We start from the raw sequence: 20,250 nt of genomic DNA, 5'->3' as shown, positions 1-20,250 counted from the left end.
ATATACATAATTTATACACCTGTTATCAGTAGCCATTCCGGTTTTTGGATAAAAAAACATAAAACAACTACAGGCAGAGAGGCTATACGTTCATATATGTATAATACCTATCTGTTGGGTGTATCCCACTTCTTTGTTTTAGTACATCTCAGAGTCAGCTTCTTATCACCTACGTTGATCTCAAAGTCACCTTCCTCCAGTATCCACTTACCATCAAAGCCGACAAAAGCAAGGTCCTTCCCTTTTAGTGCAAGTTTAACTGTCCTGGTTTGACCCGGTTCCAGCTCAACCTTCTCAAAAGCCCTCAGACGACGTGCGTCAGGGACAATAGAAGCTACTAGGTCGGTACTATAAAGCAGAACAGCTTCTTTTCCTTTTACCTTACCTGTATTCGTTACTTCCACCTCAAAGACCAGTTCATCGTCAGCTGTAAAATTCTCTTTGTTGACCTTCAGGTCTCCGTACCTGAAGGTTGTATAGCTCAGACCATAGCCAAAGGGCCACTGTAGTGAACGTGAAGCATTGTAATTATATGCTCCCTCCATGGTGTCCGATTCTTCGCTTACTTTATAATCGTATGTTGTAAGCGAGTTGACTTCCAATGGATAGGTAAAGGGCAGTTTTCCACTGAAGTTGGCCTCTCCGCTTATCAGGTTGGCAAAGGCATCACCTCCGGCATTACCCGGCAGTAGGGTATAAACTATGGCTGATGCCAGTGGTTCGATATCCTTGATAATACGGGGACGTCCCTGATTGAGCACAAGCACTATGGGCTTACCTGTTTTCGCAAGTGCTTTTACCAACTCACGCTGATTGGCTGACATTGTAAGATCTGTAAGATTGCCAGGGGTCTCGCAATATGAGTTCTCTCCTACACATACAACGATGACATCTGCCTTAGCTGCTGCTGAGACAGCCTTGTCAATCTCCGGAGTATTTTCTTCCCACCAGTTAGCTCCATCCTTATAGGTTACACCTGGTTCATAGATTATATTACCGGCACCAAACTTAGCAGCAAGACCTTCCAGCAACGTGTTGTATTCACCAGTAAAGATATCTGTCCTTTCACCCTGCCATGTATAAGTCCATCCTCCGTTAAGAGTACGCATTGAGTTGGCATTGGGACCAGTAACAAGGATCTTTGTACCCTTGGTAAGTGGCAGAATATTATCCTTATTTTTTAGCAGAATCATTGACTCTTCAGCAGCCTTCACGGCAACATTGTAATGCTCAGTGCTGCCAAACAGAGGATAGGATTTTGGATCATGCAGTGATTCTTCAAACAAACCAAGACGGAATTTAAGTCTGAGAACCCTTCTTGCCGCATCATCAATGCGTTCCATACTTACCTGGCCTTCTTCAACAAGTTCCTTAAGCAGCACGCAAAAGTCCCAGCTGTATGGATCCATTGACATATCTATACCGGCATTGATTGCCATCTTAATTGCTTCCTTCTTATTGGCAGCAACCTTTTCGCGGTTGAACAGATTGTTGATATCAGCCCAGTCGGTTACTATCAGACCGTCCCAGTTTAATTCTTCCTTTAGCCACTGAGTGAGCAACTGGTAGTTGGCATGAACAGGTACACCGTTAACACTTCCTGAGTTTACCATTATTGACAGGGCTCCGGCCTGTATTGATGCCAGATAGGGAGCAAAGTGCTTGTCACGAAGGTCACTTGGGCTAATAATAGCAGGAGTACGGTCCTTGCCAGAAACGGGAACTCCATAACCCATGTAGTGCTTGACACAAACCGCTATATTCTCTCTGCCAACATGATTCGGGTCCTTACCTTGCATGCCAAGAGTGGCAACACGTCCCATCTCAGCATTCACAAAAGCATCCTCTCCATAGTTCTCCCACAACCTTGACCAGCGTGGATCACGTCCCAGGTCAAGTGTTGGATTGAAGGTCCAGGGCACACTGCTGGCCCTGGTCTCATATGCAGTGATAACTGCAGCTTCATGTACAAGATCCCGGTTAAATGAAGCAGCCATATTGATTGGCTGTGGAAACATTATGGCTCCCATGGTATAGGAAGCTCCATGGTTCTGATCTAGTCCGTAAAGGCAGGGTATACCTGTTGCATCTATTGACTTTTGTTGTAACACTGAGATTATCTCATTCCAACGTTCAGGTGTCTGAGCTACACCGGGAATATTAAGGATGGATCCAACCTTGTATTTAACAATTACTGAATCCAGTATAGCTTCATCAAATTTAAACGTACCCGCCCTTCTGGCTTCTCTATCCCACATAACGTCTATAGAAAGCTGGGTCATCTGACCTATCTTTTCATCAAGGGTCATCTTGCTTAAAAGATCCTCGACCTTTCTCTCAATCGCAGGATCCTTATCTATTACTGGTGCTACCTGTGGTTTGGGGTTACATGCAAACATTACCAGCGTCGCACTAATGATTAATAATTGATGTAGTCTCATAGCATGAATTTATTAAGTATTATCTTGGGTTACTTAGTGAAGTCCTGCAAGAGTGTGCAACCTCTTCAACAGGACGCTAGCTTTTACCGGCTTTGTCAGATATTCGTTACAGCCTGCATCTATTGCCGCCTGCTCATCTCCCGCCATAGCATAAGCTGACTGTCCAATAATCCAGACCTTGCTTCCTGTTGCCCTGATCTGACGGGCTACCTCAAGTCCATTGATATCAGGCAGCCTTATGTCAAGCAGGATGACTTCAGGACTGAAAGCCTTGAATAGCTCAAGTGCTTCCTTACCTGTTGGGGCCATATACAGATTGAAGTCGGGCTCACGGAGCACCTCCTTGTAATACAATTGGTTGACCGGATCGTCTTCGACCAAGAGAATAGACAAACGACCTGAACTTACCGCCCCCTCCCCACCGGCTCTATCCTCAGCAGCACTGGCATTGGTATCTACTTTCAATGGCAAAGTAAACTCAAAACATGAACCTCCTCCGGGAGTGGAATCAAGTCTTATGCTGCCACCCATCAAATCAAGCAAACTCTTGACTATTGCAAGACCCAGTCCGGTACCTCCATACCGTCTGGAGATAGTATCGTCCTCCTGAGCAAAACGTTTGAAAATACGAGCCTGCTTCTCCCGGGGTATACCCTTGCCTGTATCAGAGACAAAGAAGCTTATCTCAGAATCACTAAGAGATCTGATACCAAATGCAATTTCTCCCTTGTCAGTAAACTTGACAGCATTGTCAAGCAAGTTGGTAAATATCTGAGTAAGACGTGCCTCATCTCCCTTAACCACCATAGGTGCCAAGGGATATTTGGTCCTGAGTCTAATATCCTTCTTGATATCGTCTAAGCGCTTCTGATATATAAGTTCCAATGAATTGAGAGTCATCAGAAGGTTAAACTCCCTCTTTTCAATATTCATCTGACCGGCATCCAACTTGGATATATCCAGAATGTCATTTATAAGCTGCATCAAATTGTCGGCACTTCTCTCTATTATAGCAGCATATTCCTTCCTCTTGTCCGGAGGAGGCAGATCCTCCGGATCCTCTGTAGTAAGAAGGCTTGTAAAACCAAGAATACCATTAAGCGGAGTACGTATCTCATGACTCATATTGGCCATAAAGGCCGACTTCAGTAGGTCACTCTCCTCAGCCTTCTCCTTTGCCTTAACAAGATCCTCAACCAATTGCTTTTTGTCAGTTATATCATGGATGATGGCATACAGATACTCCTCATCCAAAACGTCAACCCGGCTCGAAAATATCTCCACATCCCTAACCCTTCCGTCGGCAAGACGGTGCTTAACCTCTATATGGTTAAGATGACCCTCCTTAACCTTCCTCATCATTTCAATAATGTCGTCCCTTTCCATAACATTGATCTGGTGGACGTACATATTATTGAGCTCTTCAGTACTCCATCCATAAAACTCGGCAGCAGCCTTGTTGGCCGACATTATTCTCCCCGTTCCAGGATCCAGCAGCATGTGTATAGCAGAATGGTTTTCAAACAGCTTTCTGAACTTATGCTCGCTCTTCTCAAGACGTTCCCTGGCTTCGATGGCTTCGGTAACATCCTGTATGGTGCCCAGCATTGCAAATGCCTTTCCTTTGTTATCATACCTTAAGATACCATAGCCATGGACCCATCTTACACTTCCATCCGACTTACGAATAATCCTGTACTCCTTGTCGAATGTCTCATATACACCATGGGCAACATCCAATAGACACCTATGTACTTCTTCCCGGTGTTCCGGATGTACAAGTTGTAACCACGCATCCGGATCTTTCGTAAAATTCTCATCAACACCAAAAATATCATTCAGAACAGCCGATGATTTCCACTCCTGAGTCTGCAAGTCCAGCAGATAAGATCCAACCCTTCCGGCTTTCTGTGACTCACTAAGGAAATATTCTTTCTCCAATATTTCTTTTTCAAATTGATAAGCTTCACTATGATCCCTAAGTACCAGTACTGCACCACCCAAACGTTCTTTGTCTAGTATTATAGGGGCACCGCTATCGCTTACCGGCAATTCTTTCCCATCCCTCGAGACTAGCAACAAGAAAGAATCCCGACCTACGATCTTTTTCTCACGAAGAACTCGCCTTACAGGCGACTCGGTCCTCTCTCCCGACTTATCTACAATTACCAATACCTCATCTATATCCTTTCCTATAGCATCAATCTCATGCCATCCTGTCATTCTTTCAGCAGCAGGGTTCATAATAGTTATTTGACCTTTGGCATCAGTTGTAATAACTCCGTCTCCTATACTGTATAATGTAGTACGCAACTTTCTTTCCGACTCATTGAGAGCTGCCTCGTTCTCAAGTCGCCGTTCCTCCCTGGAAAGCAATCCTGCAATAAGAATGAATCCTATAGGATATATCAGCAGGATAGAATACCATATTTGTGACAATGCCCATATCGCGTCATCCCATGGATTAGCAAACTGACTCACAAGCATTCCAATAGACACAAGAAGACCTAAAACATAATAATCCCAAATTCTTAGAGAAGTTACCTTGTGCTTGTAGTACATCCTTACACCCAAACCCAATAACGCACTGACGATAATCGTACACACACCGGCATACACACCGGTACCACCGAGATAAATACGAAAAGACATTGAAAGAAGGGAGGAAATGGATGCCGGAATCCAGCCCCCGAAAAAGGAAGCAAGTCCTATTATAATAGCCCTGCCATCGAAGAATAGACCCTCGTACAACTCAAAGGGCTGCATCATACCGGCTATAGCAGCAAGACCAAACCAAATGCCTATAACAAATTTGAAACTCCTCGGTTTTCCTTGAAAGTGCTGAAGGAAAAAGCCATAAAAGCTGGTTAGTGCAATCAGCAGCACCAAATTATGAATAAGTACTGAAGGCATCCGACTATCCGATTAATTAAACGACAATATAAGAAAATAGTGAATATATGCCACCTTGCTGCGAGCTAAGGCAACAACAAAATTTACTACTTTGTTCAATTTTTTGGGATGTCTGCCCTCAAATAGTCTGGCGACTTAACGCCTGTGTTTCTGCATGCTATGCTTTTGCTGACAATTTGCCACCTAGCATTAACACTGCTGAGTATAATACATATACCGGCACAATAAGAGCCAGAGCTCCGGCTCCAAGAAGGATTACAGCAACAAGTGAGATTATCAAAAGAATATAGCGGTTTTCATTGCCCTTCCATTCAAAACTCTTGAATTTAAGTGAGAACATAGGGATCTCACTGACCAGCAATGCGCAAAATACAGCAACAAGAATCAGGACATACAGCGGGCTTGTAAATGCAAGCCAGGCTCCACCACGGGAAACGACGAGGTAAAACAGAGATACAACAAACATAGCAGTGGCTGTTGTTGTAAGTCCAATAAAGTTCTCTGTCTGACGACTGTCATTGTTGAACTTAGCCAGTCGCAATGCAGCAAAGGCAGCCAACAGGAAGGGGCAAAGCAGTATAAACTGCTGCCTGGTCTCAAGATTCATAAACTCTCCGCCCCAGGTACCCACAAAATGATAGTGGAGCATTGAACTCAGTACAGCAGCCGGGGCTACTCCAAAACTTACCAGATCTGCCAATGAATCGAGATCCTTGCCAATAGCGCTATATGCTTTAAGAAGACGAGCAGCAAAACCGTCAAAGAAATCAAGTACAGCCGCAAGCAGTACCGCCCATACTGTCAGTTCAGGTCTGCCACTGATAGCCATATAGGTACCCAATGCCCCAAGCAGGAGATTACCGCAGGTCAGCATATTGGGAATATGTCTTGTTATTGTCATCATTCAAAATTTCATTCGGGCCAAAGTTACGCAATCATATTAGTTAGCCAATGGTTCCGGGACGATTATACCTAAAAAAGCCGGCTTCCCGAGGAGCCGGCTTTTCTTTTTCCAGCATACTTTCAAGATCAGCCTTTTGCTGACTTCACAAAACCACCCCATTTACGGGCATCTTCAATTTTGTTGAAATAGCCAACCCTATCTGCATCAATACCGGCATCGGCAAACTTCTTGAGCGAGAACCGCATGAATACGTCCTGAGGCAGGACGAATGCCATTGCAAAAAGGCCTGCGGTAAACATTGCATCAAGGACAGATGCTGCATACTCAGCGTCATTTCCGCTGATAACCTTTTGACGTGAGGTGTCGGATATAAGCAGATCAACTTTATTGCTGCGAATGAAATCAAGCGAAGTGTCAATGACCTCACGAAACAAACCTGAAGGCACAAAACCTTTCCAGGTCTGTAATAACTCAAAACTATCCGGATCGTAGATCAGCTCTACATTCTCATTGTAGATCAACTGCATATTGGGACTTTATTTAATAATATTTCAATTGACGCAAGCGGCCTGCAAGATACTCAGTACTGTTTCCTTCTTTACCTTGAAATCGACTCCTCCTGTAATAGGATTAAAGACCACCTCTATTCCATGTCCAATATTTTCAGGCAGACCCGTAAATCTATCCACCATCACAAAACCTGCAACAAGCAGCTTCTCAACCCATCTGAATGCAGGCTCGTGTTTCTCTGACCTGTCGTGATCCCCACCTCCAATAACGTCGTCAATTTCCCTTCCAAAAAACAGCTTAAGACCGTCTTTTACCCTATTGTCGGATGGAATGGTATCAATAACCTGAAATATATGGAAGTAATGGTTGTAACAGTTTTGAAACCTCTTGTAAAAATCAGGCTCAAAATGATCTGTATTGGGCTCAGTAAGGAAGAAAGCCTTGGGCTTTAGCGCTCGTACGCATTGAATTACCTTGTGACGATCAATAAGTCTCGGCACATGATGCAAGGCAAGTGACTCATTGACAATCAACGGACCGGAGGTCTTTGACAAGATAGGTTTCAGTCCACTAAAATCAAAAGCTTCTATGAACTCGCATATAGGATAAAACTCCACCTTAAAGCTCAGATCTGCCTCGCTGAACTTTTCCTTAGCAACCTTTAGTGCATCACCAAAAGGTTCAATCCCTATCATTGTTATCTTCCTAAGCCCCTCTGTTCCGTCAAGCATCTTAAGCAGGTTGAGCATCTGAACTCCCTGACCTATGCCAATATCCATTATCACAGCTTCCTCATGTCCCCTGATAAGGGAAACAATCGAACTGTTGACAAGCTTCTGGGCATCCCGTACAAAGGGAAACTCATTGATCAGAAAATTGAAAAGCTCTATCTGCGAAACTTCAAATTTTCGCAGATAGATATTTTCATCATGCTCAAATGATGTAGATGAGCCAATGTGCTTACGAATTGCTTTAATGAAAAGTGTTGCAAGGAACTTCTCAGAACTACTTTCTAGTCCCCGTATGCAATGGTCCAACAAAGCTTCAACCTCTAGTTTCTTCTCCTCATTGAAATTATCAGGATAATTCTGCATCACAAGTAACAATGCCTCATAAACAGAGGGAAGCGGAAACGTCTGCATAGTTTGATGCTGTATTAGAATGTGAACAACCAGTCTTCTGCTTCCTGAAGGTCATCAAAATACCTAACATTTGAAGGCATACCCTGCTCCTTTGCAAAGTTGCCCAAAGCAAGCTTGGTAAGAACATTTTTGGGCAGGACAAATGCCATAGCCTTCACGCCTGAAGAAAACAGGACAGGCATCTTGGATGCTGCATACTTACCGTCTTCAGGACCAACAGGACGCTGAGTGGTTGTATTGGATACTATGTATAGGACAGGATTTTGCTTTACAAAATCAACAGTCTTGTCAATTGCTTCCCTGAACTGAATTGAGGTAGCAAACCCTTCCCAGTTTTGATAAATTACCTTCTTTACACTGTCATAGTCTAGTGAAATAATCGGCGAAGTAAAAACTTGCATAGATTTTCTGGATTAATAAGTTATCATTAATGAAATTCTAAACTCCAAGGCTTATGATAACCAAATATACATATTGTTATGTTCTGTCCTATCCGAAACGGCAGTAAATATTGACATTTTTCAGATATTCTCAAATTTTACGACCAAGTTCTCTGCAAATCCTTCCATGCACTTAACATAATACCTAAAACCCCATACCCCAAGGAATTGTGCAATATTTGGTAATTGTTTGCATCTGAGGCCAATAACCATAATAAAAGTATAAATTCACGGGAAGCAGTAAACTAATTTGAAAGATTTTTAAAGCGAAAAATTTGAATCAAAAATAAAAAGTCATAGTTTTGTAACGAATTATACATAGCGACATGAATTACACATATCACATCAATGCTCATCATCATCATTTCCCTCTTAACTGATGGGTGAGCTTGTTGCGTGTTTAAATAATTACAGAAGGCTTACCCCATGGTAAGCCTTTTTTGATTTAATATTTTGGATACTAACCCGAAGGGATGTAAATTACATCTGCTTCCAGCAAAAATGACCAGATATGATAAAGGATACTGAAACAATCTTAAGAATTGCACTTCAAAAAAGCGGACGTCTGCACGACGATAGCATGGACCTGATGAACAGATCGGGCATCAAGTTCAATACCGGTGCCGGACGACTGGTTGCCCAGTCGACCGGGTTTCCTGTCGAAGCATTGTTCCTCCGCGATGACGACATACCTCAGACTGTATATGATGGAGTAGCAGATATTGGTATCGTTGGCGAAAATGAATATGCAGAAAAGGGATATGAACTGGAGATAGTCAAGCATCTAAATTTTGGAAAATGCCGCTTGTCACTTGCTATTCCCAAGAGTGAGCATTACACAGGTGTAGGCTGGTTTGATGGCAAAAAGGTAGCTACCTCCTACCCCAGGATACTAAAGAAGTTCTTTGAGGAAAAGAAGATTCAGGCTGAGATCCACGAAATTGCAGGTTCTGTAGAAATTGCTCCCGGCATTGGTCTGGCAGATGCGATATTCGATATTGTCAGTTCGGGTAGTACTCTGGTAGCCAACAGTCTTAAGGAAGTAGGTGTAGTAATGTATTCTCAGGCTGTTGTAGTAGCCAATAAAAATCTGGAACCTGAAAAGCGTGAAATTCTCGACCAGATGCTCTTCCGCTTTAATTCGGTAATGGCATCGGCAACCAACAAGTATGTACTGCTCAATGCCCCTAATGAAAGGGTAAAGGATATAGTCAAGATATTACCCGGAATGAAGAGTCCTACAGTTCTTCCTCTTGCCCAGGAAGGATGGAGTTCTATTCACTCTGTAATAAGCGAGGAGCAGTTCTGGGAAGTTATAGACCAGCTAAAAGCATGTGGTGCTGAAGGGATATTGATAATCCCGATTGAGAAGATGATACTGTAATTAATTAGACCCATTATGCAGAAATATATAAACCCGCCGAAACAGGACTGGGAAGGGCTGTTGCAACGTCCACCCGTTGATGTCTCCGGTCTGTTTGACTCAGTAGCTACAGTGCTTGACGACATAGCACGTGAAGGGGATACGGCCATAGTACGCTACTCTGAGAAGTTTGACGGATACGCTGGAACTAACCTTGTTGTAAGTCCTGAGGAGTTTGATATAGCTGAAAAACAAATCCCCTCTGAACTTAAGCAGGCAATCCAAAGAGCAGCTTACAATATTGATAGCTTTCACAAGGCTCAGTGGCAAACTGCAGTAAAGGTTGAGACCGAACCTGGAGTCACTTGCTGGCAGAAGAGTGTTCCAATCGAAAAGGTAGGTTTATATATTCCCGGAGGCACAGCACCTCTGTTCTCTACAGTACTGATGCTTGGTATCCCTGCACGAATTGCAGGATGTGAAGAAATAGTGATGTGTACACCTCCAGGAAAGACCGGAATTGTTAATCCCGCTATTCTTTATGCAGCCAAAACAGCCGGGATAAAAAAGGTCTTCAAGGTTGGTGGTATTCAAGCCATTGGAGCAATGGCCTATGGTACCCAGACTGTACCAAAGGTGTACAAGATATTTGGTCCGGGCAACCGCTACGTAACAGCTGCAAAACAGCTTATTACGATTAGGGGAACAGCCATCGATATGCCTGCAGGACCATCCGAGGTGCTTGTTATGGCTGACGATTCGGCAAATCCAGCCTTTGTTGCAGCAGACCTGCTTTCTCAGGCTGAACACGGTGCCGACAGTCAGGTAATCCTGCTTACTAACTCACCCGAATTGCTGGATGCAACGATGGCAGAGATAGATAAACAGGTCAGACAATTACCCAGAGAAGCTGGTGCAAGCAGTGCCCTTAGCAATAGTAAGGCCTTCCTGTTACCCTCGGTTGATGTTATGATGGAAATGAGCAATCACTATGCTCCTGAGCACCTGATATTGTCTGTCAGAAATGCAGGCCAACTGGCCGAGAGGGTTAGAAACGCAGGTTCTGTGTTTATTGGTCATTATAGTCCTGAAAGTGCAGGAGACTATGCCTCAGGAACCAATCATACCCTGCCTACCCACGGATGTGCCCGTGCCTATTCGGGGGTCAACCTCAGTAGTTTTCTCAAGAAGATCAGCTTCCAGGAAATCACAGGAGAAGGGCTCAAAAGTCTGGGGCCTGTTATTGAAAAGATGGCTGAAGCAGAGGAGCTCCTTGGACACAAACAGGCGGTAAGTATAAGGCTTGAACACCTTAAATCCTGATTATTCCGCTTCTCACCTTAACTAATAATGCTTCTCCTCACAGAGAAGAATAGTAACATTTGTTGCAAAGACTGAAACCTGAATACAAAATGAAACCACTAGAAGAGCTTCTTCGGCCAAATATTCTTAACCTGAAACCATATTCATCGGCACGTGATGAATATACCGGCGATTCCGGGATTTTCCTGGATGCAAATGAGAGTCCCTTCAATTATCCTTACAACCGCTATCCCGACCCTTACCAGCGGAAACTAAAGCAAGTAATTGGTAAGGTTAAGTCGGTCGAACCCGATCATATCTTCCTGGGTAATGGCTCAGACGAAGCCATCGACCTGCTGTTTCGTGCATTCTGCCGTCCGGGTATTGACAATGTAGTTGCTATAGACCCAACCTATGGTATGTACTCGGTTGCTGCTGCAACCAACGACACCCCGGTCAAGAGCGTCCTTCTGAATGAGGATTTCAGCCTCAGCGCTGAGGCTGTTCTTGCTGCTGCCGATAACAATACAAAGTTGATATGGCTGTGTTCACCCAACAACCCGACGGGCAATTGTTTCGACAATGCAGCTATTGAAAAGATTGTAAGAGACTTTGCTGGCATAGTAGTTCTCGATGAAGCCTATACCGATTTTGCTCCAGGAACTAGTTTTCTGCCCAGACTTGGGGAGTACCCCAACCTTGTGATACTTCAAACCTTTTCAAAGGCCTGGGGTATGGCAGGCATACGACTTGGGATGGCCTTTGCCCGTCCTGAGATTATCAGGGTGCTAAGTCGCATCAAGTATCCGTACAACCTAAATATTCTGACTCAGAAGAAGGCTTTGGAACTGATTGAGAGTAATAAGGACAGAGTCAAATTCTGGGTTGAACAGTTGATAACAGAAAGGGGAAGGTTGGCTGACTTCCTACTCACCTTGCCATTCGTAAGAAAGGTATTTCCTTCGGATGCAAACTTCCTGTTAGTCAGCACCGATGACCCAAAGGGCATATACAATCACCTTATTGACAAAGAGATAATAGTAAGAGACCGTTCGTCAGTTACTCTGTGTGAAGGCTGTCTTCGGATTACTGTAGGAACACATGATGAAAACGTCTCCTTAGCCGAAGCGCTGAAAAAGTTCAGATAAATCTGAACAATCAGTCCTTTTCAAACATTATAAAATATATACCTATAGTATGAAGAAGAAGGTTCTGTTTATTGACAGGGATGGCACAATTATCAAGGAGCCTCCTTATGATTACCAGGTCGACTCCTATGAGAAACTGGCATTCTATCCCGGGGTTATCCGCAACCTGTATAAGATAGCCGGGAGACTGGATTTCGAACTGGTGATGGTAACAAATCAGGATGGACTTGGAACAAAGTCTTTTCCTGAGAATGCTTTCTGGCCTGCACACAACCTTATGCTAAGGACTCTTGAAGGGGAAGACATCCGTTTTGCAGCAATTCACATAGACCGTTCCCTGCCAGAAGAGGGATTAGATACCAGAAAACCGGGCACCGGGATGCTCAAAGGCTATTTCAGTGATGAATATGATCTGGCTGCTTCGTTTGTGATAGGTGACAGACTGACTGATATCGAACTGGCAAAAAACCTTGGTTGCAAGGGCATACTGATAAAACAGGAGGAAGAAGGTAGGGCCCAGCTCAGCGAAGCAAGACTGGCTGAACACTGTGTACTCGTCACAGAAAGTTGGGATGATATAAGTACCTTTCTCTTCAAGACCGAGCGTACTGCTGTAATTGACCGCGACACCGCAGAGACGAGTATACATATAGAACTTGACCTTGATGGTAGTGGCAATAGCGATATTTCAACCGGACTCGGGTTCTTCGACCATATGCTGGATCAGATAGCCCGTCACTCAGGTGTTGACCTCATTATAAAGGCTGACGGCGACCTGCAGGTCGACGAGCACCACACTATCGAAGATACCGGACTGGCCCTGGGTGAAGCATTCCGTAAGGCACTTGGCAACAAACGAGGAATAGACCGTTATGGTTTCTGCCTTCCGATGGACGACTGTCTGGCACAGGTGGCCATTGACTTTGGCGGCCGCCCATGGCTTGTATGGGATGCTGAGTTCACGCGTGAGAAAATCGGAGATGTACCTACTGAGATGTTCTTCCACTTTTTCAAAAGCTTTTCAGACACATCACTAAGCAACCTAAATATCAAGGCGGAAGGCAACAACGAACACCACAAAATAGAAGGTATTTTCAAAGCCTTTGCACGGGCGATAAAAGCCGCTATCAGAAAGGACCCATTCAGTGATAAGCTGCCAAGCACCAAGGGCGTGCTATAACATGGGCTTATCTAAATAGAAGATTACAACTCAATCAGGCCGGGGTGCAGTGTGACTCCCCGGCCTTTTGCCTTTAATACTGGTAGATACAGGAAATGCAAAAAAAGCAGACCGGATGCAGGGTATATTCTATCTGACAAAAAGTGGGATGTGTATTGTGGTGCTTGGCTTACTTGATCAGATGGTCCTGCATCACATCATCCATATCACCCAGTTGAAGGTCCAGAGCCTTGACAGAGATCTGTATTTCCCATATAGAAGTGGCAAGTGACAGTATTAACAAAACCAGGGCTATTCCAAAAATCACCTCAGCAAGAGTCTGCCATTCCACATAGATCATAAACATGGTTACCACACAAAAAAGCAGACTTGATATTCCCAGAATCTGCATAGCCTTGGTAAGCTGAAGCCTCTTTTTCATATTTGCAATCTGCCCCAGAAGCTTCTGATCTGCCGATTCCTTGTACTTCTGATGAAAACTCCTTACCAGTGAGGCATAAGCCAGAAAGCGGTTGGTATAGGCAAGCATGATCAATGATATAGCTGAAAACAACACAGCAGGGGTTGTAAGACTTAATGATTCAGGTTCCATATAGCTTTAGATTTTAACCTCTTGTTTGATATGTCCAAAATAAGACTCAAAATAACAATTTTCCTTGTCCTTTCAAGTTATTTTCTCAATTTTACATTTTCATTTATCGCTAGTACATCATGGAAAGAATTGCAATATTTCCCGGTTCGTTCGACCCCTTTACTGTAGGGCATGATAATATTGTCAGAAGGGGACTTAACCTCTTCGACACGATAATAATAGCAGTGGGGCACAACAGCACCAAGCACTACCTCTTCCCTGTCGCAAAAAGGGTTGAGTTTATCAGGGAATTGTTTGCCGACGAACCCCGCGTCGTAGTCGAAGCCTATTCTGATCTGACCGTAGATTTTGCAAAGCGAATGAATGCATCCAACATACTAAGGGGACTCAGGACTGCAGCCGATTTTGAATACGAAAGAGCAATAGCTCAGGTCAATAAGGCTATGACCAATATAGACTCGGTATTCCTGCTCACAACTCCAGAACATACCCCGGTAAACTCTTCAATTGTAAGGGATATACTCAAGCACAACGGAGATGCGTCTAAGTTTATTCCTGAAAAGATCTACAAGCTGATAAAAGAATCACTGAATCAAAATACCTGATCAGCCTATGGCCGGAAGAGCGTGGAAACAGATACTTTGGTCAGTTCTTTCTGGCCTGATGCTACTGCATCAGGCCCTTAACGCACAGCCATACTCACATGCTACAGACAGTGTGCGATTCTTCGGTTCGGCTCCCGAATACAAGGGTATGAACATTGTATTCGAATATTATTCCAACTTCATAATTCCCGGGAAGGCGCCGCTTATTACAATGCCAGTTGATGATGAAGGAAATTTTGACTTCAGCTTTCCCCTTAATGAAACCACCTATCTTTTTGCTGATCTGGGACGTACTAGGGCATCTATCTTTGTCGAGCCCGGTAAGGAGTACAAACTAGTCTTTCCTCCATTTCAACCGCGTACCCAACTGGAAAGGCTCAACCCCTATTTCAGGTTTGAAGAACTGCCTCTGGGCATTGCAAATCCTGAAAGTCGAGAGCTAAACCGTAACATTGTCGAGTTTGACGCTGAATTTGAATACATACTAAGCAGCTATGCAGTCAGGCTCTTTACAAGCTCCGACACAGCACTGGCACGACAGATCGAGCAGCAACTCGCAGCAAAATATACATACCCTAATCCTGTCTTTCAAAAGCATAAACAGTTCTCTTTTATGCGTCTTAGGCAGATGAGCCAACGAAATATAGCAAGATACCTAATTGCTGAACTTAACAAGCATCAGGTCGAGTATCAGCTTCCCTCCTACAGCCAGTTGTTTGCCTCGCTCTTTAGATCCTTTGTCCCTGCCGGATTCAGTGATGATGTAAGGACCCCGCTCAACCGTGCTTTGGCCGACCGCTTGGAATTTGACAGCATAGCCAATATTGCTATGCAGGACACGCTGTTTACAAATATGGAGCTTACCGAACAGGTGCTTATCTACGGCCTCTTTGAAGCTTTCTACAGCAAGCGCATTCCCGAAGCAACAGTCTTTGCGGCACTGCAAAGTGCCGCAAATAAAGGTTCAACACCAAAGGTAAGGCAGACAGCATCTGAAGTTTATGCCAAGGTTTCCAAGCTTAGGCCGGGTAGTATGGCCCCTGATTTCAGACTTAAGAACCAGAAAGGCCGCAACAGGGATCTAAGTGATTACAAGGGTAAGTTTGTCTACCTTAACTTTATCCACACCGGCAGCATAGCAAGTCTGATAGATTTGACCGTGCTGGAACAGTATTACAAAACCATGAATAAAGAGATGGAGATTGTTACTGTAGTGATGGATGAAAACATAGATGCTATCGAGGAACTGTTAAAAAAGAACCCTTACAAATGGGACTTCCTTCACTTTGCCTCCTATCCGCAGCTTATTGATCTGTATGACCTGCAGGCCCTACCTGCATATTTTCTCATAGACCCTGAAGGCAGACTGAATATGTCGCCAGCACCTGCACCAGGTGAAAACTTCCTTGAACGTTTTGCGGTGCATTTTCGGGAGTATCGTATAGACTACCTGCGACGAAACCCGCCAAAGGAGAAAAGTATTTTCCGCTAAGTTGCCCATATCTCAGGCGATTAATGCCCTTTTTTTTTCATTTTTCGGAAATTTATTTTAAACTTACAACCATATAGGGCTTGTATTCAAATCCTATGGAGGCGTTATCTAAACTTATTGAGGCTGTGTTAAACCAAATTAGTAAGCATATTTACCAGACGCTGCGCCGTTTCCTTTTCCTCTGCCTGTTGCTGGCCCTACCCTATGCAATTCAATTAGCGCAAGGGCAGGAGAGCTATTTTGCCAGGCTACTTACACCGGATCAGGCTATTTGTGAAAGTGGTGATGTTGAAATTCAGATTGAATTTAATACAGCTATTGATGGACCTGTTGATGTTGGAATTGAAGTACGTGGGGATGTCAGTGGCTTTTTGATGAGAAGTCCCAAATTCGTTGAAAATTATTATCCTGCCACAGATGGTGCTATCAAAACACAGGTTCATACTGTCGATTATCCTGACGATAATGAGATTACAATCAAACTGACAACCGGTTTGGATGGTGACAGCACTACCTATAATGAATCTGATATGTGGGGTCAGACCGTAATAAGGATAGACCGCATACCTACTGCACCCTTCAGCGCAGGTGATGATATAGTAACATGCGGACTCTCTACTACACTTAATGCAACACCCGGTTCCGGAAATGGACATACCTCCTACCTTTGGAGCGGCAGTGGGGGCAACTTTAGCGACAACAGTATTGCCAACCCTGTATTTACCGCCAATAATGAAGGGACCTACACCCTGACATTTACTCAGATTAATGGCGTATGCCAGGCAAATGATCAGGTAAATGTGACTCTGAATGGTCAGCCTGCTGCTACTATTGATAGTGAAAGTACAATATGCGGGAGCGGCAATGCTACAATAAATCTGACGCTTCAGGGTAACGGGCCCTGGCAGGCCCGTTATGCTGCCGGCAATCAGGAATCTACATTAAACATTACTTCTTCTGCCTACAGTTTTTCCCGCAACATTACCGGAGAAACCGAATTCAGACTTATCAACGTAACCGATGTAAACGGATGTGTCACATCTTATAACGGTGAAGCGGGAAGTACTGTAGTAATACCCGACCTTAAGGTTAATGCCGATGCCGGTGAATATACTGAAGTATGCGGTGATTTGGTTGAACTCAATGCCGCAGCCCCAGGCATGGGAATAGGTCAATGGAGCGGTGACGGAGTATTTGATGATACTTCAGACCCTAAAACAGGTTTCAGAATTTCTGCACTTACCACCGGTGTTGTAGAAAAAGACCTGACCTGGACAATAACAAATGGCGACTGCCTCAGCTCGGATGTAGTCAGGGTAAAGTTTTACAAAAAACCGGAGACAGACTTGTTTACCGCAGGTAGGGATACAATTCTGTACAACAAAACAGATTATACACTTCAGGCAAGCCTACCCTTTGGCTCAGGCGTATGGGCTGTTATTGAAGGTAATGCCGTGATAGCAGGGATAAATGATCCCACCACTCCAATCAGTAATCTTCGCTATGGTTTAAACAGGCTGAGATGGACCCTTTCCAACGGGGTTTGCTCGTCAGTTTCAGATGATGTTACAATTACAGTAACCGGAGTTAAGCACTATAACGGGATATCTCCCAACGGAGATGGCAAGAATGATGTGCTTGTAATTGAAGGTGCAGATGTTGTGGCAAACAACGAACTTATCATATTTGACGTAAGGGGCAAGGTTGTATATCAGTCAAGAGATTATCAGAATGACTGGGGAGGCACTGATAACAGCGGTAAGATTCTGCCTGACGGATACTATTACTTCAATTTCCGTGGAGAAGGTGTTGATATAAAAGACTATTTAATAATAAAAAGTTCCGTATACTAGTAGCATGAGGCTGAGATTACTGACTATACTTACCTTCTGTTGTTGTATCAGTGGCTATTCTCAAAAAGAGGTGCTGATGACGCAGTATATGCACAACCGTTATGCTGTAAATACGGCCTTCGCAGGTTCAGCCGAAACCCTCTCTGCACTTTTATCTGCCAGGATGCAATGGACTGGAATGAATGATGCCCCTAAGGCTCAGTTTTTCTCTATGCATGCTCCTCTCAAGAACGACAATATTGCCCTGGGACTGTCAGCATTCAACGAAAATGTTGCAATAGCCCAGAATACAGGGCTCTCTGCTTCCTACGCATACAGAGTACGTACGAGTACCACTAACCGGTTGGCCTTTAGTATCAGTGGAGGTTTTTATTCTGCCCGTCTCAACTGGCACAAGGTAAACCTGCAGGACGAGACTGATGAAGTATTCAGGGATAATGAGAACTATATAAAGCCTGCTCTGGGATTTGGCATGGCCTGGTATGGAACTGATTTCTTCCTTGGCCTGTCAATACCTGATATGTTCTACAACGGTCAACTGGCCCATGAGTCGTCAGAAATAGAACTGCCAGAGACTGATTACTTCCTTACGGGAGGTTATCTCTTCCCGCTTGGAGGACTTATTTCGATGCAGCCATCATTTCTGGTGCGCTTCAAACCTTCAGGAACAACTGTAGCTGACCTAAGCGCCAGCTTTATATATGACAACACTTTTTGGCTGGGAGCCGCATATCGCACCAACAGCGAAATAATCGCACTGGCCGCATGGCAGGCCACACCCCAGCTTAGGGTAATATATAGCTACGATTATCCAACCGGAGATCTGAGCAATATGAACAGCGGAAGCCATGAAATATCACTGAAGTTTGACTTTGGCTATAAGGTCAACACAGTAAGCCCGAGATTTTTTTAAAGCGTGCCATAATATTTTAGGAGTGACAGTATGAAGAGTTGCTTGAAATATATATTTACCACGGTATCGGCTGCATTCCTGACAGTAGTCTGCACTCAGGGGCAGGAGCTCACAGTCAGAAAGCTTAAACTTAACGACCCTATAACCAACGAGATGGCTCCATTTGTTCATGATTCAACACTCTACTTTATCTCCAACCGTAAGAGCAACCTTGTCAAGAATGTATTTGATCAGGAGGACCGTTTCCTGTACAAACTATATAAAGCTCACATCGATAAAGATGGAAACACTGGACGTACGACATTGTTTGAAGCGACTGCAGGTCAGGAACTTACCGTAGGTCCGATGACAATGAGTACTGACGGGGTTACTCTGATTGCTACGCTCAACAAGAAAAATGAACTAAAGCTACAGCGCGGAAATCGTGAACCAAATCAGCTTTGGCTTTTCCAATCGCAAAAAGCAGGAAGCAATTGGCAGGAGTTTAGAGAGCTGTCCTTCGGTTACGGATCATACTCCGTAACCCACCCATCGCTCTCGACTGATGGTACCATGCTGTTCTTCTGCTCGGATATGCCCGGCGGATACGGAGGAACCGACATCTATGTAAGCCGTAAGGTAGAAGGCAGATGGGACACTCCAGAAAATCTGGGCCCTGCGATCAACACTGCTGGGAATGAGGTCTTTCCCTTTTGGCATAGTTCCGGTAAACTGTACTTCAGTTCGGATGGCCACGGAGGCATGGGAGGAACAGATATATTCTACTCCATCTATGATGGTAAATGGAACACACCTGTAGCATTGGCCGAACCTGTCAACACTCCCTATGATGATTTCAGCTGTTTTATATTCACGGACGAATCCAGAGGTCTTTTTGCATCCAACAGGGACGGTTCTGATGACCTCTACCAATTTGAATACCAAATCGCATTCTGCGAGGATCCGTCTGAAGTTACCGAAGATTACTATTGCTTCACCCTGTATGAGACAAGTGGCTTTGATCCAGATACAATGCAAATCAGGTTTATCTGGGAATTCAATGACGGCACGATACTTGAAGGATCGGAAGTAGACTACTGCTTCCCGGGTCCCGGACAATATGAGGTCATACTGAACGTTGTAGATCCGGTGACTGGTGAAGAGTTGAAGGCTGCGGACAGGAATAAGATACTGCTTGAAATGACAAAGCAGGTTTACTTCCAGGCCCCAGAAAGGATAAAACAAGGTGAGGAGATACTGTTTGACGCCAGCTTAAACGGATACCAGGATACAGGTGATATACAGTATTTCTGGAACTTTGGTACAGGAGAAGAACAACAAATGGGTAAAACAATTAGACATACTTTCCGTAAGAAAGGAATATATATGGTGAAGTGTGAAGCATATTGGAGGGATGGTAGACATTGCTCATACCGCAATATTGTTGTGGAGTAAAGACTTATTAATCTGAAA

At 44.1% G+C, this 20,250-nt stretch carries 16 protein-coding genes; 9 read left to right on the top strand and 7 right to left on the bottom strand.

Features of this window, described 5'->3' with window-relative positions:
• Positions 1–107 precede the first annotated feature (107 nt).
• From M9189_RS01905 to M9189_RS01880, 6 genes are all read right to left on the bottom strand, one after another.
• A complete protein-coding gene (locus tag M9189_RS01905) occupies positions 108–2,441 on the bottom strand; it encodes a glycoside hydrolase family 3 N-terminal domain-containing protein (protein ID WP_250724230.1) in 2,334 nt (777 codons plus the stop codon).
• Between the two features lie 33 nt (positions 2,442–2,474).
• Entirely contained in the window at positions 2,475–5,354 is a 2,880-nt protein-coding gene (locus M9189_RS01900; RefSeq protein ID WP_250724229.1) for a PAS domain S-box protein, read from the bottom strand.
• Between the two features lie 157 nt (positions 5,355–5,511).
• A complete protein-coding gene (locus tag M9189_RS01895) occupies positions 5,512–6,258 on the bottom strand; it encodes a CDP-alcohol phosphatidyltransferase family protein (protein ID WP_250724228.1) in 747 nt (248 codons plus the stop codon).
• A 125-nt stretch (positions 6,259–6,383) separates the two neighbouring features.
• Positions 6,384–6,785, bottom strand: a complete 402-nt coding sequence (locus tag M9189_RS01890) for a hypothetical protein (RefSeq protein ID WP_250724227.1) — start codon at positions 6,783–6,785, stop codon at positions 6,384–6,386.
• 24 nt (positions 6,786–6,809) lie between these two features.
• Positions 6,810–7,910, bottom strand: a complete 1,101-nt coding sequence (locus M9189_RS01885) for a GRAS family protein (protein ID WP_250724226.1) — start codon at positions 7,908–7,910, stop codon at positions 6,810–6,812.
• A gap of 14 nt (positions 7,911–7,924) precedes the next feature.
• The gene (locus tag M9189_RS01880; protein ID WP_250724225.1) at positions 7,925–8,311 is read right to left on the bottom strand and encodes a hypothetical protein; all 387 of its coding nucleotides are present in this window, start codon (positions 8,309–8,311) and stop codon (positions 7,925–7,927) included.
• Between the two features lie 550 nt (positions 8,312–8,861).
• Between M9189_RS01880 and hisG the strand changes: the two genes are divergently transcribed.
• The 4 genes from hisG to hisB all read left to right on the top strand — a co-directional run bounded on the left by hisG (position 8,862) and on the right by hisB (position 13,343).
• Entirely contained in the window at positions 8,862–9,734 is an 873-nt protein-coding gene (hisG, locus tag M9189_RS01875; protein WP_250724224.1) for an ATP phosphoribosyltransferase, read from the top strand.
• Between the two features lie 15 nt (positions 9,735–9,749).
• The gene (gene hisD, locus M9189_RS01870; protein ID WP_250724223.1) at positions 9,750–11,036 is read left to right on the top strand and encodes a histidinol dehydrogenase; all 1,287 of its coding nucleotides are present in this window, start codon (positions 9,750–9,752) and stop codon (positions 11,034–11,036) included.
• 89 nt (positions 11,037–11,125) lie between these two features.
• Positions 11,126–12,163: a histidinol-phosphate transaminase gene (gene hisC / locus M9189_RS01865; RefSeq protein WP_250724222.1), complete on the top strand. Its 1,038-nt coding sequence runs from the start codon at positions 11,126–11,128 to the stop codon at positions 12,161–12,163.
• Positions 12,164–12,212: 49 nt separating this feature from the next.
• The gene (hisB, locus tag M9189_RS01860; RefSeq protein WP_250724221.1) at positions 12,213–13,343 is read left to right on the top strand and encodes a bifunctional histidinol-phosphatase/imidazoleglycerol-phosphate dehydratase HisB; all 1,131 of its coding nucleotides are present in this window, start codon (positions 12,213–12,215) and stop codon (positions 13,341–13,343) included.
• 169 nt (positions 13,344–13,512) lie between these two features.
• Here hisB and M9189_RS01855 read toward each other — a convergent pair whose 3' ends face one another.
• Positions 13,513–13,935, bottom strand: a complete 423-nt coding sequence (locus tag M9189_RS01855) for a DUF2721 domain-containing protein (protein ID WP_250724220.1) — start codon at positions 13,933–13,935, stop codon at positions 13,513–13,515.
• Positions 13,936–14,054: 119 nt separating this feature from the next.
• Here M9189_RS01855 and coaD point away from each other — a divergent pair, with 119 nt between their 5' ends.
• The 5 genes from coaD to M9189_RS01830 all read left to right on the top strand — a co-directional run bounded on the left by coaD (position 14,055) and on the right by M9189_RS01830 (position 20,232).
• The gene (gene coaD / locus M9189_RS01850; RefSeq protein WP_250724219.1) at positions 14,055–14,540 is read left to right on the top strand and encodes a pantetheine-phosphate adenylyltransferase; all 486 of its coding nucleotides are present in this window, start codon (positions 14,055–14,057) and stop codon (positions 14,538–14,540) included.
• A 7-nt stretch (positions 14,541–14,547) separates the two neighbouring features.
• Positions 14,548–16,032, top strand: coding sequence for a peroxiredoxin family protein (locus M9189_RS01845; RefSeq protein WP_250724218.1), 1,485 nt, complete (start codon positions 14,548–14,550; stop codon positions 16,030–16,032).
• Between the two features lie 125 nt (positions 16,033–16,157).
• Positions 16,158–17,885 carry a T9SS type B sorting domain-containing protein gene (locus tag M9189_RS01840; protein ID WP_250724217.1) on the top strand — a complete coding sequence of 576 codons (1,728 nt, stop codon included), beginning with the start codon at positions 16,158–16,160 and terminating at the stop codon, positions 17,883–17,885.
• Positions 17,886–17,889: 4 nt separating this feature from the next.
• Positions 17,890–18,798: a PorP/SprF family type IX secretion system membrane protein gene (locus tag M9189_RS01835; RefSeq protein WP_250724216.1), complete on the top strand. Its 909-nt coding sequence runs from the start codon at positions 17,890–17,892 to the stop codon at positions 18,796–18,798.
• A gap of 30 nt (positions 18,799–18,828) precedes the next feature.
• A complete protein-coding gene (locus M9189_RS01830) occupies positions 18,829–20,232 on the top strand; it encodes a PKD domain-containing protein (protein WP_250724215.1) in 1,404 nt (467 codons plus the stop codon).
• The last annotated feature ends 18 nt before the right edge of the window (positions 20,233–20,250 follow it).

This window comes from Xiashengella succiniciproducens (assembly GCF_023674465.1).
In the GTDB taxonomy this organism is placed as follows: Bacteria; Bacteroidota; Bacteroidia; order Bacteroidales; family Marinilabiliaceae; genus Geofilum; species Geofilum succiniciproducens.
This window is presented reverse-complemented; position numbering and strand designations above follow the sequence as displayed.